The organism is Thioclava nitratireducens (assembly GCF_001940525.2).
GTDB classification, from domain to species: domain Bacteria; phylum Pseudomonadota; class Alphaproteobacteria; order Rhodobacterales; family Rhodobacteraceae; genus Thioclava; species Thioclava nitratireducens.
On the sequence record NZ_CP019437.1, the window covers coordinates 160,949 to 177,464 of the forward strand.

Sequence of the window (16,516 nt, forward strand, 5' to 3'; positions counted from 1 at the left end):
GTATCGCGCGCCCTTGCCCGGGCTGGTCCGGGCCATGTCTCCGCTACCATGTAAAAACGGTTGAACATCATGACCCGCTATATTCCTGGCATCATTGCCATGGCCGCAATCGTCGTGGCCTCGAACATCCTGGTGCAATTCCTCGTCGGCGACTGGCTGACCTGGGGCGCCTTCACCTACCCCTTCGCCTTCCTCGTCAATGACGTGATGAACCGTGTCTACGGCCCCGGAGCCGCGCGTCGCGTGGTCTTCGCGGGTTTTGTCGTGGGGGTGATCTGCTCGCTCATCGGCAGCCAGATCATGCTGCAGGGTGACGGCTTCACCTATCCGGCGGTGACGCTGCGCATCGCGCTCGGCTCCGGCGCGGCCTTCCTCGTGGCGCAGATGACCGACATCTTCGTCTTCGACAAGCTGCGCGACGGCGTCTGGTGGCGCGCCCCGGCGATCTCGACCCTGATCGGCGCCTCGCTCGATACGCTGATCTTCTTCTCGGTGGCTTTCTCGGCCGGGCTGACCTTCCTCGAGCCGGGCAACGACGTGTCCTGGGCGAATGAGACCCTGCCCCTGTTGGGCGTCGGGCCGACAGTGCCGCTCTGGGTGTCGCTCGCCACCGCCGACTGGCTTGTCAAACTTGCCCTGACTTTGATCGCACTGCTGCCTTTCAAGGCACTCGTCACGAAACTTTCTCCAAGACTTGCGTGATTTTTCTTGCCACACACAAAATCTGTGGCACGCTGTGGATAACGGCAACGCATGAAAGGAGGTGGTCCAGTGTCTAGAGTGATAGTGGAGAGAGGTGTCGGGACAGTGAGGGGGGCCGTGGCCTGAGGGCAAACCCTAGGGCAAAGAACCCTGACTGGGACGGCTGGATCCTTCGGACCCTAACCGGACCATCTCCGTAGATCTCGGAGGGTCATCTCGAATAGAGATGGCCCTTTTCGTGGGGCGCTCCGTAGCATACGGGGCGCCTTTCTTCGTTGACGCCGATCACAGACGTGATCACGTTTCGCGCCTACCCTTCCCCTGCGCCATCTTTGTGGGAGGATACAATGCGCTTCACTTACCTCATCGCCGCGGCATGTCTCGCCGCGACGCCGACCATCGCTCAGAACGCCGATGTCGGCAAAGTTCTCTACGACCAATATTGCGCCAGCTGTCATGGCGACGACGGCACCGGCACCGGGCCGATGGCCGAATATCTGACCGTGAAACCTGCCGATCTGACCGGGCTTGCCGCCGCGAATGACGGCGCGTTCCCGATGCTCAAAACGATCCACATCATCGACGGGCGCACGGGCGTGCGGGCACATGGCGGGCCGATGCCGGTCTTCGGCGAGGTGTTCATGGACCAGGGCGGGCACGGCGCGCCGTATTACACCGACGTGCTGGCCACGCGCGGGCGCGTCCTCTCCCTCGCGACATATCTCGAATCGCTCCAGAAATAGGCGACAAGACGTTCACTGCTGGGCCGGGTTCGCGGGGTGATCTCGACTCCGCGAGCCGGATATGGTTTGCAGGAAGCCGGGCGTGAGAGCCTTATTGGACGACATATCACCGGGAATGCAGATTGATGAGCGATATTAACGCGCTGAGCTTCGAAGAGGCGATGAAGGCCCTCGAGGAAGTCGTGGGCAAACTGGAACACGGCGACGTGCCCCTCGACGAGTCGATCAAGCTCTACGAGCGCGGTGCCAAGCTGAAAGAGCATTGCGCCAAGCTTCTGAAGGAGGCCGAGGCGCGGGTCGAGAAGATCACGCTCAATGCCGACGGCGCACCGCAAGGCACGGCCCCCGCCGAAGGTCTGTAAATGTTCTCCTCCCGTTTGAAAGAGGTGCAGGCGGCCGTTCAGGTCGCGCTTGATGCCGCCGTGGCGCGCCAGCCGGAGGGGCCGTTGCGCGACCCGATGCATTACGCGCTGCAGGGCGGCAAACGGCTGCGCGCCTTCCTCGCGATCGAAAGCGCCGCGATCTTCGGAATTCCCGAAGCTCAAGCGATGCCCGCCGCCGCCGCGGTCGAGGCGCTGCACGCCTACAGCCTCGTGCATGATGATCTTCCCTGCATGGATGACGACGATCTGCGCCGCGGCCAGCCGACGATTCACGTGAAATGGGACGAGGCCACCGCCGTGCTCACCGGCGACGTGCTGCAGACGCTTGCGTTTGAGCTTTGCGCCGATCCCCTCCTCGGCCCGGCAGAGCGGCGCATCGCGCTCAGCCTCGCGCTTGCCAAAGCCTCCGGCGCGGCGGGCATGGGCCACGGTCAGGCGCTCGACATCGCGGCGGAAAGTGCCACCAATCCCCTTTCGCTGAGCCAGATCACCGCGCTGCAGGCGGGCAAGACCGGGGCGCTGATCTCCTTTGCCTCCCGCGCCGGCGCGATCCTCGCAGGCGAAGACGAGGGCCCTCTGAGCGATTTCGCCGATGCGGTCGGTCTGGCCTTTCAAATTCACGATGACATCCTAGATGTGACGGGCTGCGAAAAGGCCGCCGGGAAGCGGGTCGGTAAGGACGCCGAGGCCGGAAAGGCGACCTTCGTTTCGCTGCTCGGCCTTGCTGGCGCGCGGCTCCGCGAGGGCGAGCTGATCGACCAGGCGATAGACGCGCTTTCACCTTACGGCGAGGAAGCGGAAAACTTGCGGGCCGCTGCGCGTTTCGTTATCTCCCGCGAAATGTAGCGCGCCTAGGGGGCAGCCAATGAGCGACAACCCGAACGACCAAACGGCCACGCCGCTCCTCGACAAGGTGCGACTGCCGTCCGATCTGAAAGGCCTTTCCGATGCCGAGCTGAAAACGCTCGCCAACGAGTTGCGCGCCGAAACGATCTCGGCGGTGTCGCAAACCGGCGGCCATCTGGGCGCGGGTCTCGGCGTGGTCGAATTGACGGTCGCGCTGCATGCCGTGTTCGACGCGCCGCGCGACAAGATCGTCTGGGACGTCGGTCACCAGTGCTACCCGCACAAGATCCTGACCGGGCGCCGCGACCGCATCCGCACGCTGCGCACCAAGGGCGGTCTGTCGGGCTTCACCAAGCGCTCCGAGTCGCCCTACGACCCGTTCGGCGCGGGCCATAGCTCCACCTCGATTTCGGCCGCGACCGGCTTCACGATGGGCCGCGAGCTGGGCGCTGAAACTGGCGACGCGATTGCCGTGATCGGTGACGGCGCGATGTCTGGCGGCATGGCTTTCGAGGCGATGAACCACGCAGGCCACCTGGGCAAGCGCATGTTCGTCGTGCTCAACGACAACGAGATGTCGATCGCCCCGCCCGTCGGCGCGCTGTCGAGCTATCTCACGCGGCTTTACTCCGAGGCCCCGCTGCAGGACCTGAAATCCGCCGCCAAGGGCGCGGTCGGTCTGCTGCCGGTGCCGTTCCAGCTGGGCGCGCGCCGCGCGAAAGAGATGCTGAAAGGCATCGCGATGGGCGGCACGCTGTTCGAGGAGCTCGGCTTCTCCTATGTTGGCCCGGTCGACGGACACGATCTCGATCAGCTTCTGCCGCTGCTGCGTACGCTCAAGGCGCGCGCGACCGGCCCGGTATTGATCCATACGCTGACGAAGAAGGGCAAGGGCTATGCCCCCGCCGAGAGCCGCCCCGATGGCGGTCACGCCACCGCGAAATTCGACCTCAACACCGGCGAGCAGAAGAAATCGCCCTCCAACGCCCCGAGCTACACCAAGGTCTTCGCCGAAAGCCTGATCAAGGAAGCGGCGAAAGACGAGAAGATCGTCGGCATCACCGCCGCCATGCCGGACGGGACCGGACTGAAGCAATTCGCGGGCGTCTATCCGCGCCGCTGTTTCGACGTGGGCATCGCCGAGCAGCACGCCGTCACCTTCTCTGCCGGTCTCGCGGCCTCCGGTATGAAGCCGTTCTGCGCGATCTACTCGACCTTCCTGCAACGCGGCTACGACCAGATCGTCCATGACATCGCGATCCAGCGCCTTCCCGTGCGCTTCGCCATCGACCGCGCCGGTCTGGTGGGCGCGGATGGTGCGACCCATGCGGGCTCGTTCGACGTGGGCTTCATGTCCTCGCTGCCCGGCATGGTCGTGATGGCCGCCGCCGACGAGGCGGAGCTGGTCCATATGGTCGCCACCGCCGCAGCATATGACGACGGCCCGATCGCTTTCCGCTATCCGCGCGGAGAAGGCATGGGCGTCGACATGCCCGAAGAAGGCGTGCCGCTGAAGATCGGCAAGGGCCGGATGATCGCGGAAGGCGCGCGCGTTGCGATCCTCTCCTACGGCACCCGTCTCGCCGAGGTTCTGAAAGCCCGCGAAGCGCTGCAAGCCCGCGGCCTTGCGCCGACCATTGCCGATGCGCGTTTCGCGAAACCGCTCGACACCGATCTGATCGACCGGCTGGTGGCGGAGCACGAGGCGCTGATCTGCATCGAGGAAGGCGCGGTGGGCGGCTTCGGCAGCCATGTCGCGCAATACCTCTCGGATCAGGGCGTCTTCGATCACGGATTCAAGTTCCGCTCGATGGTGCTGCCCGACACGTTCATCGATCACGCCTCGCCGGAAGATATGTATCACTCGGCGGGCATGGATGCGCCGCAGATCGAGGCGAAGGTGCTCGAACTTCTGGGCGTTGCGGTCGCGAAACGCGCCTGAGATAAGTTTTCCTTATTTTCGAGGCGGCTGCATAAGTTCAACTTATGCGGCCTCCGCCTCCTCCAGCAGCCCTTCCTCGACCAGCCGCCGCGCCCAGCCTTCGGGCCCGTCGAAGAGATGCGTCTTCCAGCCGAAGGTATGCGCCGTCGCGATATTGTCGGCGCGGTCATCGGTGAAGATCAGATCCGAGCCGGACAGCCCCGACGCGTCCTCGACCATCTGATAGATCTTCGGATCGGGCTTCGTGACGCCCATATGGCCAGAGATGAAATCGCGGTCGAACTCGCGCAGGAACGGGTAATGCGTCGCCGCGAAATCGTAGCTTTCGATCCCGAAATTCGTCAGCGAGAAGACCGGTATCCCCTTGGCCTGCAGGGCTTTCATCAGCCGCTGCGAATGCGGGATACCCGGCGAGGCCATCTCGATCCAGTCGTCGTGCCAACGCCGGATCGCATCGCGCCAGCTCGGGTATTTCGCGGCCCATGCGTAGATCGTCTCGCGGAAGGGCGCGCCGCGGTCGATCTCGTCATTCATGCCGTGCAGATCGACCTCTGTGAACATCTGCTCGCGGGTCTCGCGCGGCATGATCCGGTCGTAATGCCGCTCGGGTTGCCATTCGATCAGCACGTTTCCGATGTCGAAGATAACTGCCTCAACCATTCTTAACCTCTCTTGCCGCCGCCCGTGCCACCCGGTCGAGCGCATCCGAGAACCGCGCCCGATCCGCCTTGGAGAACGGCTTGCCGCCGCCCTGCCGGAACGGATCGGCAGAGCGCAGATCCGCCATCAAATCCCGCGTTGCCAGAACGTTGCCGATATTGGCGGGCGTCAGCGCCTCGCCATCGGGGCGCAGGACGCGCGCGCCGGACTCGACGCATTTTGCCGCTAGCGGAATGTCATTGGTGATCACCACATCACCCACGGTCGCCCGCTCGGCGATATACATGTCGGCCACGTCCGGCCCCTGATCGACATAGACCATCTCGACCAGCGGATTGGGCGAGGGCCGCAGCCCGCCATTGGAGACCAGCATCAGCTTGATCCCGAGACGGGTCGCGACCTTCTCGGCCTCGGCCTTCACCGGGCAGGCATCGGCATCGACCCAGATCACGCCCAGAGCGCCTCGGCGTGGAACTCGATGTGGTCGGGAATGAAAGTTGAGACGAAATAGTAGCTGTGATCGTAACCTTCCTGAATCCGGAAGGTGCCGGGCTGACGGCGCGCGGCCATCGCCTCGGCCAGCGCCTCGGGCTTCAGCAGATCGAGGAACTGATCCGAGCCGCCTTGGTCGATCAGCACTTCGCCGTCGAACCCACGTTCGCGCATCAGAAGCGTGGCATCATGCGCGGCCCATGCGGCCTCGTTGTCGCCCAGATAGGCGCTGAACTGCTTGCGGCCCCAATCGCTTTGCGTCGGGTTCGCGATCGGCGCGAAGGCCGAGACGGACCGGAAGCGCTCGGGCTGGTGCATCGCCAGCGTCAGCGCGCCATGCCCGCCCATCGAATGGCCGGTGATCGCCTGCCGCTCGGGATCGATCTCGAAAGCGGCGTCGATGGCGTTCGGAAGTTCCTCGGCGATGTAATCCCACATCCGGAAATGCGGCGCCCACGGATCCTGCGTCGCGTTGACGTAAAAGCCCGCGCCCTGCCCCAGATCGTAATCCTCATGGTTGGCGACGCCCTCGCCGCGCGGCGAGGTGTCGGGGAAAACGAGCGCAATCCCGTGCTCGGCCGCAAACGCCTGTGCGCCTGCCTTGGTCATGGCGTTCTCATGGGTGCAGGTCAGTCCCGAGAGATACCACAGCACCGGAACCGGCCCGTCCTCGGCCTCGCGCGGCAGGAACAGCCCGAAGGTCATCTCGCAATCGTTGACCTTCGAGGCGTGCGAGTAGACGCCTTGGACGCCTCCGAAACAGCGGTTTTCCGAGATCGTTTTCATCAGAGCCTCCTTAGCCGTGAACCCAGTGGATGACCGCCGGAACCGTGAGGATCGAGACGGCGGTCGAGACGAGGATGGACGCCGAGACGCGCTGCGGCGCCACCCCGAAATGCTGCGCCAGAATATAGACATTGCCCGCGACCGGAAGGGCGGCAGCGGCGATCATCACGCCTGCCGCGAAGGGGTCGACATCGAAGATCAGAAGCGAGGTGATCGCGATGGCCGCCGGATGCAGGAAGAGCTTGCCGAAGGACAGCCAGACCGCCGGCGCGGGTTTCTCCGCCGATTTCCCCGCGAGCGACGCGCCAATGGCGAACAGCGCGCCCGGCGTGGCGGCGGCGCCCAAAAGCGTCATGAATTCCTCAAGCGGACCCGGCATCGGCAGCTTCAGCCCCGCCCAGGCGAGCCCCGCCACCATCGAGACGATCATCGGGTTCTTCACAAGCCCCAGCGCGATCGGCGCGAGAGAGACCTTCCCGTGCCGCGCGGCGGTGATGAAGATCGTGATGATCGAGGAGAACACGATCAGATCGCAGCTCAGCACCATCAGCACCGGCCCGACCGCTGCCGGTCCCAGCAGCACCACCAGCATCGGCACGCCGAGAAAGCCGGTATTGCCGGTCATCGAGGTATGCGCCTCCATCGCCGAGAGCGCGGTGGGCAGCTTGCGCGCCTTGGCGACGGCGAAACTGATCAGCCAGACCGCGCCCGAGCCGGTCAGATACGCAAGGATGAACTGCGGATCGACGAGCGCGTCCAGATCGAGATTGGCGGAGAATTTGAACAGCATCGCCGAGAGCGCGAAGTAGAAGACGAACTTCGTCAGCCACGCGGTCGCCTCGGCGGTGAAAAAGCGGATCTGTCCGGCGAACCAGCCAAGCCCGATCAGGGCGAAAAAGGGCAAGGTCTTCAGAAAGATCTCGAGCATGGCCAAGGGCTAGCATGCGCCTTTGGCAAGTGCCAGATACGGAATGTGACCCATGTACCCGTGGAAAGGCGGGGATGCCTCCGGCGGGGATATTTTCGCCAAGCCGAAGGCAAATCGCAGGTCGGCGTCAGCCGCCGCCGATCAAGACACCGGCCGCAAAGACCAGCGCACCACCGAGCACGACCTGGAAGGCCGCGCGCAGGAAGGGCGTTTCCATGAAGCGGTTCTGGATCCACGCGATCGCCCAGAGCTCGATGAACACGACGATGATCGCGATGGTGGTCGCGGTCCAGAAATCGGGGATCAGGTAGGGCAGCGCGTGGCCCAAGCCACCCAGCATGGTCATCACGCCCGAGGCGATGCCGCGCTTGATCGGCGAACCGCGGCCCGAGATCACGCCGTCATCATGAGCGGCTTCGGTGAAGCCCATCGAGATGCCCGCGCCGACCGAGGCCGCGAGGCCCACGAGGAAGGTGGTCCAAGGATTTTGGGTCGCGAAGGCGGTGGCGAAGATCGGCGCGAGGGTCGAGACCGAGCCGTCCATCAGTCCGGCGAGACCCGGTTGCACCCAAGTCAGGATGAACTGGCGATGGGCCTGACGGTCTTCTTCTTCCTTCTCGCTCTCGGGCAGATGCGTGCCGGTCAGCTCTTCGGCCTTCTTCTCGTGGCCGAGTTCGGCTGCGGCGAGATCGCCCAGCAACTCGCGCGTGCTGGCATCAGAGCTACGCTGGGCGGCGAGCGTATAAAACTTGCCCGCCTCGCGCTCCATCGCCTCGGCCTCGCCGCGGATCGTATCGAGTGATAGGTTCTTCGTCAGCCAGATCGGTTTGCGGTTGTAGAAGCCCGCGACATGCTCGCGACGGATCAGCGGGATTACCTCGCCGAAACGCTCCGTGTGCCGGGCGATCAAGAGGCGGCGATGCTCGTCTTCCTCTTTCGCCATCTCGTCGAAAATCTTCGCGGAGCCCGGAAACTCATCGCGCAGATGCTCGGCATATTGGCGATAGATGCGCGCGTCGTCCTCCTCGGAGGAAATCGCGAGCGCAAGCACTTCCTGTTCGGAGAGATCGTCGAAACGGCGGCGTGACGCGAAACCGGGAAGCATGGGAGGCCCTCTTTTTTAGAACGGTTCTAAAATAGGCGGCTTTGCCTCCAGTGCAAGGCAGTATTTTGAACCATTCAGTTCATTAGGTCTTGATTTCCGAACCGAACGGTTCATATTGCATTCCGAACCAAGTAGTTCAGTTATGGAGAACCGCTATGAAACGTCTCGCTTACGCCCTTGTTCTGTCCGTGTTTGGCGCGACTGCCGCGTCGGCTGGCGTCGGGGATTTCTCGCTGCCGCGTCTGGACTTCCCGACCACCGGGGCTCCGACCGTCACGCAAGGCTGCAACGATCTGACGCAGGTCTGCGCGGATAATTAATCGCGTCCAAGATGCGCTTCGCACCGCTCGGCGGCGAGGCGCATCTGACGTTCGCGCTCGCGGAAGCGGTCGCGATCGGCATCGGAATACTCGCCGATGCAGCGGTGACAGGAGACGCCTTCCTCGTAATCGGGGTGGCGTTTGTCTTCCGCGGAAACCGGACGGCGACAGGCGTGACAGCTGTCGTAATCGCCCTGTTTCAGCCCGTGGCGCAGGCTCACGCGCTGATCGAAGACGAAGCAGTCGCCCTGCCAGAGCGAGCCGTCTTCGGGCATGTCTTCGAGATATTTCAGGATGCCGCCCTTGAGGTGATAGACCTCGGGCACCCCTTCCGAGAGCAGGAAATTCGTCGATTTCTCGCAGCGGATACCGCCGGTGCAGAACATCGCGACGCGCTTGTTATGGAAGCGATGCGCATTGTCGCGCCACCATTGCGGAAATTCGCGGAAGCTCTTCGTGCCGGGGTCGATGGCCCCCTCGAAAGTGCCGATCTCGATCTCGTAATCGTTGCGCGTATCGATCACCACCGTGTCGGGCGAGGAGATCAGCGCGTTCCAGTCCTGCGGCTCGACGTAATGGCCGACGCGGGCTTTGGGATCGATATCGGGCTCGCCCATCGTGACGATCTCGCGCTTGAGCCGAACCTTCATCTTGCCGAAAGGCATCTCGGCCGCCGCGCTTTCCTTCCACTCCAGATCGGCGCAGCCCGGCAAGCCGCGGATATGCGCCAGCACCGCATCGATCCCTTCACGAGTCCCGGCGATCGTGCCGTTGATCCCTTCGCGCGCGAGCAGGAGCGAGCCTTTCACACCTTGCGCGCAGGCAAGCTTCGCCAGCGGGGCCTTCAAGGCCTCGGGAGACTCGAACCGGGTAAAATGGTAAAGGGCGGCAACGGTGAACATGGGCCCCGCATTAGCGCCGTGCAGGGGCATTAGGCAAGAGCCGTTGACCATGTGGGGCCCGCGCCCTACCCATGGAGAGACCCTGCGGGAGAGACAAAATGACCAAAGCCCTGATCGTGATCGACGTGCAAAACGATTTCTGCCCCGGCGGCGCGCTGGCAGTCTCGGGGGGCGACGAGATCCTTCCGCGCGTGAACACGCTGATGACCGAGTTCGACACCGTGGTGCTGACGCAGGATTGGCACCCGGCGGATCACGCCTCTTTCGCGAGCCAGCACGAGGGCGGCGCGCCCTTCACGCAGATTCACATGGAGTATGGGCTGCAGACCCTCTGGCCGGACCATTGCGTCCAAGGCAGCAAAGGGGCGGAGTTCCACCCCGATCTCGCCGTGGACCGGGCGCAGCTGATCATCCGCAAGGGATTCCGGCGCGGCGTCGACAGCTATTCGGCTTTCTTCGAGAACGACCACAAGACGCCGACCGGGCTTGCAGGCTATCTGCGCGACCGGGGCGTCGAGGATCTGACCTTCGTTGGGCTCGCCACCGATTTCTGCGTCGCGTGGTCGGCGCTGGATGCTGCGAAGCTGGGCTTCCGCGCGACCGTGATCGAAGGCGCCTGCCGGGCGATCGACCTCGACGGCTCGCTGCAGGAGGCGCATAGCGAGATGCGCTCTGCCGGTGTAAAGCTGGAGGCCTGATCCATGGTCGACATCGCGAGCCGCGTCTATAACCACAAGTGGAAGATCGACCCGATCGTGCGGTCCCTGATCGACACAGATTTCTACAAGCTATTGATGTGCCAGTCGATTTTTCGCAACAAGCCGGAGACGCGGGTCAAGTTCAGCCTGATCAATCGCAGCAAGTCGATCCGGCTGGCGGAGTTGATCGACGAGGCGGAACTGCGCGAGCAGCTCGATTATGCACGCTCGTTGAAATTGTCGCGCGGGGAGAGCACCTGGCTGCGCGGCAACACGTTCTACGGCAAGCGGCAGATGTTCCGCTCGGATTTCATGGAATGGTTCGAGGGCTATCAACTGCCGCCCTACCATCTGGAAAAGCGCGACGGGCAATATGAGCTGACCTTCGAGGGCAAGTGGCACGAGGTCATGCTCTGGGAGATTCCGGCGCTCGCGATCCTGATGGAGCTGCGCGGCCGGGCAGTGCTGAACACGATGGGGCGGTTCGAGTTGCAGGTGCTTTATGCCCGCGCGATGACGAAGGTCTGGGAGAAGATCGAGGCGCTGCGCGAGTTGGATCACCTGCGGATCGCGGATTTCGGCACACGGCGACGGCACAGCTTCCTGTGGCAGGACTGGTGCGTGCAGGCGATGCTAGAAGGCTTGGGCGACATCTCCGAAGGGGGCGCGTTCACCGGGACCTCGAACTGCCTGATCGCGATGCGGCGCGACATCGAGGCCGTGGGCACCAACGCGCATGAGATGCCGATGGTCTATGCGGCGCTGACCGATAGCGATGCGGAGCTGGCAAAGGCGCCTTACAAGGTGCTCGCCGATTGGCACGAGGAGCATGACGGCAACCTGCGTATCATCCTGCCCGACACCTACGGCACGAAGGGTTTCCTCGATCACGCACCGGATTGGCTGGCGGGCTGGACCGGTATTCGCATCGATTCGGGCGATCCGGCGACCGGCGCGGATATCGCGATCGACTGGTGGAAGGCACGCGGCGAGGACCCGCGCCAAAAGCTGGTGATCTTCTCGGACGGGCTGACCGTCGACAAGATTCGCGAGTTGCACGCGCAGTTCGCCGGGCGCGTGAAGGTCAGTTTCGGCTGGGGCACGCTGCTGACGAACGACTTCCGCGGGCTGGTGCCGCATGACGCGCTTGCGCCGTTCAGCCTTGTCTGCAAAGCGGTCGAGGCCGATGAGCGTCCGACGGTGAAACTGTCGGACAATCCCGAAAAGGCGATGGGGCCGGAGGCGGAAATCGCCCGCTACAAGCGCGTCTTCGACGTCGGCCAGCAGCAGGCGATGAAGGTCATGGTCTGAGCGATCAGGTCATCGCGTTGAGGATCAGGTAGAACACCGCCGAGAGCGCGGCCGAGGCCGGGACGGTCACGATCCATGCCGTGGCAACAGTCATCATATGCGAGCGGCGCACCAGTAGGCGGCGTTTGCGCTCTTCCGGCGGGACGGGTTTGCCCTTGCGGGTGCCCAGCTCACGCGCGCGTTTCTCGGCGTGCCACTCGCGGTAGAAACCCACGCCGAAGATGCCGCCGACCGCGATATGCGTCGAGGAGACCGGCAGACCCAGCCAGGACGCCACGATCACCGTGATTGCCGCCGACAGCGCCACGCAATAGGCGCGCATCGGGTTGAGCTTGGTGATCTCGTTGCCGACGAGGCGGATCAGCTTGGGCCCGAACAGCAACAGACCGAAAGAGATGCCAAGCGCACCCACGGCCATCACCCAGAACGGGATGTCGACCTGCGCCGCGATATCGCCCTGCTCCACCGTGTGCACGATGGCGGCGAGCGGACCCACCGCATTGGCGACGTCATTCGCACCATGGGCGAAGCTCAGCAGCGCAGCAGAGACGACGAGCGGCAGGCCGAACAGCGTCTTGAGGGACTTCTTGCGATTCTCCATCCCCTCGGATTGGCGGCGGATCATCGGGATCGTGATCAGCCAGCCCACAAGACCGACGACGAGCCCGATCAGGACGGCCTCGACGATCGTGATCTTGAACAGGTGCTTCAGGCCTTTGAGCGCGAGATAGGCAGCGAAGGCCCCCGCCATGATCCCGATCAGGATCGGCACCCATCGCCGGGCGGCCGCGATCTTGTCGTCGACATAGATCACCTTGGACTTGATAAGTGCGAGGAAGGCCGCCGCGATCACCCCGCCGAGGATCGGCGAGATCACCCAGCTTGCCGCGATCATCCCCATCGAAGCCCAGTCGACCGCGCCGAAGCCCGCGGCCACGATGCCCGCGCCGACGACGCCGCCGACGATGGAGTGCGTGGTCGAGACCGGCGCGCCCAGCCATGTCGCGAGGTTCAGCCACAAAGCCGCCGCCAGAAGCGCCGCCATCATCGCCCAGACGAAATGCCCGGAATCGGGCAAGGCGGTGGGTTCGATGATGCCTTTCGCGACGGTCTTGACGACATCGCCGCCCGCGACGAGCGCGCCCAAGCTTTCGAAGATGGCGGCGACGATCAGCGCCCCGATCAGCGTCATCGCGCGTGAGCCCACGGCGGGGCCCATGTTGTTGGCCACGTCATTGGCGCCGATGTTGAGCGCCATATAGGCCCCGATCGCGGCCGCGAAGATCACCACCAGCTGGCCAGGCTGACCTCCCACCAGCACCGCGGCCACCAGTCCGGCGAGCACGATGAAGGCCAGCGCGACTCCTGGCGCAACCATGCCGCGCGCCACGAATTGCGCGGCGCTTTCGACACGTCCGATCCGCTTGAGATCCTTGTCGAGCGTTTTCCACTGATTGACGCGGGACTCGTTGTCTTGATTGGCCACCGTCACGAACCTGTCATCTAATTGTCAGAACCCGCGCGGGGTAACGGGTTTGACCCGCTGTGACAAGGCGTCAGGCCCGTTTCGGCGCTCAGAGCTTGCGCAGAATTTTTTGCAGCCCCTCTTCCGCCACAAGCTTCGCGGCCTCCTTCGGCGCGAACCATTTGCGCTTGCGCTGATGTTCTTCGGGATAGGACTTCATCAGGGTCTCCACCCGCAGCGGGAAGACGACGACATCGGTGGGCGTCGCCAAGCCGCTATCGAGGATCTTGTCATAACGGAATGCCCCGGCGGGCTCCTTGTCGATCTTGCCGACGACTCCGGCCTCTTCCCACGCCTCCTGCTTGGCTGCGCCGGACAGCGAGCGTCCCCGCATCGGCCAGCCTTTGGGGATGACCCAGCGCCCGGTATCGCGGGAGGTGATCAGCAGAACCTGGGTCTTTCCGTCACGGATGCGCAGACAGAGCGCGCCCACCTGCAAAGAGGCGGGACGATAGCCCAGCAGGCCCTTGGCGACGGATTTCGCCCATTTCATCGACTGGTCTCCCATGGCGGCGTACGGTTCTCCAAATGCTGTGCGAGATCAAGCGCACGTTCTACATATAGTTTTTGGCGCGGATCGGAAGGCAGGGCCCGGGTCACAATCCAGCCAGCGGAGGCGAAGGCCCTCAGCGCCACGAAAAGCGGCAGGAGTGCCTCCTGATCGGGCGGAAGCGGTCGCAGGCTGCGATAGCCCTCGACGAGCCCAGCCGCCTGTTCGCCCCAAAGCGGATCGCCCCAGCCCTGCACCAGCGCCGTCGCGAGGTCGTAGAGCCGGTAGCCCGGCCCGCAATCGTCGAAGTCGATCAGGGCGAGCCCGTCCGGCGTCGACAGCACGTTCTCACGCAGGCAATCGGCGTGGATCGGACCATAGTCCTGTGCCTGTGCCAAAAGCACACGCGCAAGGTCGCGGTCCGAGGACAGCGTTGTGGCCTCAACTTCCGAAAGCTGAGGATGTTCCCAGAAACGACCCCAAAGCGGACGCTCCCCCAGAAACCCCTCGCCATCCCACGGGTTCCGGTCGAACCCGTCGGGCGGGGCGGCATCGCTGCTGATGTGAAGCTGCGCGATGAGGCGACCCAGCGCCTGGGCCTCGGTGCGCACTGCTTCTGGCGTCCCGGAGAGGGGCTGATCGCCCGCGCCGATCGGCGTCCCATCCAGCCAACCCACGCAAGAGGTGACGCGGTCCTCCACGAGCCCTGTCAGAGCGCCCTCGCTCGTGCGCACCGGGCGCGGCACCGGCATCCCCTGATCGGCGAGGCTTTCGCACCAGCGCAACTCGGCCTCGACCCCTTCGCGGCCCTGATAACCGGGCCGGTGCAAACGCAACGCGACATGGCGACCGTCCTTCAGATGCGCCTCGAAGACGATATTCTCGCGGTTCTTCACCAGTCGCGGCGGCTCGGGCGCACCTCCCCATGAAGCGAGGGCAGACTCCGCCATCGCCCGTGCGGTCTCGTCCGAGATCATGCAGGAAGCTCCTCGAAACTCTGCGAAAGCTTCTCCAGAATTTCATCGGCATCGCTGCGATTGAAGACCATCGGCGGGCGGATCTTGAGAATGTGTTGCGCTCGGCCCACCCGGCCCATCAAGACATGGCGCTCGCGCATCGCCTCGACGATCCGGCCAGCAGCGTCGCTGGCGGGCTCGCCGTCCCGCGCCAGTTCGATCCCGAGGAACAGGCCAAGGCCCCGCGTGTCGGCGATCAGCGGATGGGACAGGTCGCGCAGCCCTTGCAGAAGGTAGTCGCCGACCTGTGCCGCGTTCTCCTGCAAGCCTTCGTCCTCGATCACCCGCAACGTCTCCATTGCGGCTGCGACCGAAACGGGATTCCCGCCGAACGTGTTGAAATAGCCGAAAGCCTCGCGGAAGGCGCCCATCACCTCGGGCGTCGCAACAAGGCCCGCGACCGGGTGCCCATTGCCCATCGGCTTGCCCATCGTGACCACGTCAGGCGTGACGCCCAGCCATTCGTGCCCCCAGAAATGCGAGCCGATCCGGCCGAAACCCGGCTGCACCTCGTCACACAGGATCAGCCCGCCCGCGCGGCGGATCGCCTCGACGGTCGGGTCTAGGAAACCGGGCGCGATGCCGGGCATCCCCTCATTGGCGAAGATCGGGCAGAGCATGAGCCCCGCGAAGCCGTGGCCGCTCTCTTCCAGCTCGGCAATCGCCTGCGCGACGTTGGCCGCAAAGGCTTCGGACTGCGCCTCAAGCGATCCGCCCAAGGGGGTAAGACTGTCGGGCGCCGGCACCCGGCGGATATGGTCCGGCCAGCCTCCGATCGGCGGGCGACGCGTCGACAGATGCGCCACGGCGGTGGTGTTGCCGTGATAGGTGTTGTCGGTCGCGATGAAGCCGCGCTTGCCGGTCACCGCCTGCGCCATGCGCAAAGCGACGTCGTTGGCCTCGGACCCGGTGCAGGTCATCAGAAGCTGACCATCGAAGGCGAACTTGCCCAGCAACGCCTCGGCATAATCCAGAATGCCCTCATGCAGATAGCGCGTGTGGGTGTTGAGCGTCGCAGCCTGTTCGCAGATCGCCTTCACGATGCGCGGATGGCAATGGCCGCAATGGGCGACGTTGTTATAGGCGTCGAGGTAGCGCTGGCCGTCGGCGTCGAAAAGCGAAGCGCCCTCTCCCCGCACGATCTCCACCGGGCGGTCGTAGAAGGTCGGCACGTTCGGCCCTAAAAGCCGTTCGCGCCGGTCCAGCAGATCACTCCCCATCCGAGACCTTCCCGCGCAGCGCTTTCTTCTCGCCGTGAATCGCCTTCGCCTTCAGACGCCGCTTCTTCGAGCCGAGCGTGGGTCGGGTCGGGATGCGTTTCTTGGGCTTTTCGCAGGCCTTTCGGATCATCTCGGCGAGGCGGTCGCGTGCGATCTCGCGGTTGCGCGCCTGACTGCGCGTGTCCTGCACCAGCAGCAAAAGCGCGCCGTCGCTGGTCCATCTGCGCCCCGCGATCCGGCGCAGGCGGTTCTTCACCGGCTGCGGCAGATGCGGCGAGCGTTCGGCCTCGAAGCGCAGCTCCACCGCGGTCGAGACCTTGTTCACATTCTGCCCCCCTGGACCTTGCGCCCGGGTGAAGGTTTCGGTGATTTCCCAATCCTCGATGGTTATCTGATCGTTGATCCGCAGCATGGGCCACAAGCTAGCTCACGCTGCGAAAAACGAAA

19 protein-coding genes are annotated in these 16,516 nt (G+C 64.3%); 8 read left to right on the forward strand and 11 right to left on the reverse strand.

Annotated features, from left to right (window positions below):
* The first annotated feature begins 69 nt into the window (after positions 1-69).
* The 5 genes from BMG03_RS00785 to dxs all read left to right on the forward strand — a co-directional run bounded on the left by BMG03_RS00785 (position 70) and on the right by dxs (position 4,616).
* The gene (locus BMG03_RS00785) at positions 70-702 is read left to right on the forward strand and encodes a queuosine precursor transporter (RefSeq protein ID WP_075775341.1); all 633 of its coding nucleotides are present in this window, start codon (positions 70-72) and stop codon (positions 700-702) included.
* Positions 703-1,049: 347 nt separating this feature from the next.
* Positions 1,050-1,445, forward strand: coding sequence for a c-type cytochrome (locus BMG03_RS00790; RefSeq protein WP_075775340.1), 396 nt, complete (start codon positions 1,050-1,052; stop codon positions 1,443-1,445).
* A gap of 125 nt (positions 1,446-1,570) precedes the next feature.
* A complete protein-coding gene (locus tag BMG03_RS00795) occupies positions 1,571-1,807 on the forward strand; it encodes an exodeoxyribonuclease VII small subunit (RefSeq protein WP_075775339.1) in 237 nt (78 codons plus the stop codon).
* On the forward strand, positions 1,808-2,674 hold the full coding sequence (locus tag BMG03_RS00800; protein ID WP_075775338.1) for a polyprenyl synthetase family protein: 867 nt from the start codon (positions 1,808-1,810) through the stop codon (positions 2,672-2,674).
* 19 nt (positions 2,675-2,693) lie between these two features.
* The gene (gene dxs / locus BMG03_RS00805) at positions 2,694-4,616 is read left to right on the forward strand and encodes a 1-deoxy-D-xylulose-5-phosphate synthase (RefSeq protein ID WP_075775337.1); all 1,923 of its coding nucleotides are present in this window, start codon (positions 2,694-2,696) and stop codon (positions 4,614-4,616) included.
* A 42-nt stretch (positions 4,617-4,658) separates the two neighbouring features.
* On the opposite strand, the gene BMG03_RS00810 is transcribed toward dxs, so the two are convergent.
* The 5 genes from BMG03_RS00810 to mbfA all read right to left on the reverse strand — a co-directional run bounded on the left by BMG03_RS00810 (position 4,659) and on the right by mbfA (position 8,587).
* Positions 4,659-5,276, reverse strand: a complete 618-nt coding sequence (locus BMG03_RS00810; protein WP_075775336.1) for an HAD family hydrolase — start codon at positions 5,274-5,276, stop codon at positions 4,659-4,661.
* Positions 5,269-5,727: a YaiI/YqxD family protein gene (locus tag BMG03_RS00815; RefSeq protein ID WP_075775335.1), complete on the reverse strand. Its 459-nt coding sequence runs from the start codon at positions 5,725-5,727 to the stop codon at positions 5,269-5,271. The genes BMG03_RS00810 and BMG03_RS00815 overlap by 8 nt, the downstream gene beginning before the upstream one ends.
* Positions 5,724-6,554: an S-formylglutathione hydrolase gene (gene fghA, locus BMG03_RS00820; protein WP_075775334.1), complete on the reverse strand. Its 831-nt coding sequence runs from the start codon at positions 6,552-6,554 to the stop codon at positions 5,724-5,726. The genes BMG03_RS00815 and fghA overlap by 4 nt, the downstream gene beginning before the upstream one ends.
* Before the next feature lie 10 nt (positions 6,555-6,564).
* Positions 6,565-7,482 (reverse strand): AEC family transporter, encoded by a 918-nt coding sequence (locus BMG03_RS00825; RefSeq protein WP_075775333.1) that lies wholly within the window; start codon positions 7,480-7,482, stop codon positions 6,565-6,567.
* Between the two features lie 127 nt (positions 7,483-7,609).
* On the reverse strand, positions 7,610-8,587 hold the full coding sequence (mbfA, locus tag BMG03_RS00830; protein ID WP_075775332.1) for an iron exporter MbfA: 978 nt from the start codon (positions 8,585-8,587) through the stop codon (positions 7,610-7,612).
* A 155-nt stretch (positions 8,588-8,742) separates the two neighbouring features.
* Between mbfA and BMG03_RS20590 the strand changes: the two genes are divergently transcribed.
* Positions 8,743-8,907 (forward strand): hypothetical protein, encoded by a 165-nt coding sequence (locus tag BMG03_RS20590; RefSeq protein ID WP_157771528.1) that lies wholly within the window; start codon positions 8,743-8,745, stop codon positions 8,905-8,907.
* Here the strand turns inward: BMG03_RS20590 and trhO are convergent.
* Positions 8,904-9,809, reverse strand: coding sequence for an oxygen-dependent tRNA uridine(34) hydroxylase TrhO (gene trhO, locus BMG03_RS00835; protein WP_075775331.1), 906 nt, complete (start codon positions 9,807-9,809; stop codon positions 8,904-8,906). The genes BMG03_RS20590 and trhO overlap by 4 nt on opposite strands.
* A 98-nt stretch (positions 9,810-9,907) precedes the next feature.
* Here trhO and pncA point away from each other — a divergent pair, with 98 nt between their 5' ends.
* Positions 9,908-10,507: a bifunctional nicotinamidase/pyrazinamidase gene (pncA, locus tag BMG03_RS00840; RefSeq protein ID WP_075775330.1), complete on the forward strand. Its 600-nt coding sequence runs from the start codon at positions 9,908-9,910 to the stop codon at positions 10,505-10,507.
* A gap of 3 nt (positions 10,508-10,510) precedes the next feature.
* Positions 10,511-11,818 carry a nicotinate phosphoribosyltransferase gene (gene pncB / locus BMG03_RS00845; protein ID WP_075775329.1) on the forward strand — a complete coding sequence of 436 codons (1,308 nt, stop codon included), beginning with the start codon at positions 10,511-10,513 and terminating at the stop codon, positions 11,816-11,818.
* A 4-nt stretch (positions 11,819-11,822) separates the two neighbouring features.
* On the opposite strand, the gene BMG03_RS00850 is transcribed toward pncB, so the two are convergent.
* The 5 genes from BMG03_RS00850 to arfB form a co-directional block, all read right to left on the reverse strand.
* Complete coding sequence (locus tag BMG03_RS00850; protein WP_075775461.1) at positions 11,823-13,304, reverse strand: inorganic phosphate transporter; 1,482 nt, start codon at positions 13,302-13,304, stop codon at positions 11,823-11,825.
* 88 nt (positions 13,305-13,392) lie between these two features.
* Entirely contained in the window at positions 13,393-13,836 is a 444-nt protein-coding gene (locus BMG03_RS00855; protein ID WP_088719854.1) for an NUDIX hydrolase, read from the reverse strand.
* The gene (locus BMG03_RS00860; protein WP_075775327.1) at positions 13,833-14,810 is read right to left on the reverse strand and encodes a phosphotransferase enzyme family protein; all 978 of its coding nucleotides are present in this window, start codon (positions 14,808-14,810) and stop codon (positions 13,833-13,835) included. The genes BMG03_RS00855 and BMG03_RS00860 overlap by 4 nt, the downstream gene beginning before the upstream one ends.
* Entirely contained in the window at positions 14,807-16,069 is a 1,263-nt protein-coding gene (locus tag BMG03_RS00865) for an aspartate aminotransferase family protein (RefSeq protein ID WP_075775326.1), read from the reverse strand. Before BMG03_RS00865 ends, BMG03_RS00860 begins: the two co-directional genes overlap by 4 nt.
* The gene (arfB, locus tag BMG03_RS00870) at positions 16,059-16,481 is read right to left on the reverse strand and encodes an alternative ribosome rescue aminoacyl-tRNA hydrolase ArfB (protein WP_075775325.1); all 423 of its coding nucleotides are present in this window, start codon (positions 16,479-16,481) and stop codon (positions 16,059-16,061) included. The genes BMG03_RS00865 and arfB overlap by 11 nt, the downstream gene beginning before the upstream one ends.
* Between the last annotated feature and the right edge of the window lie 35 nt (positions 16,482-16,516).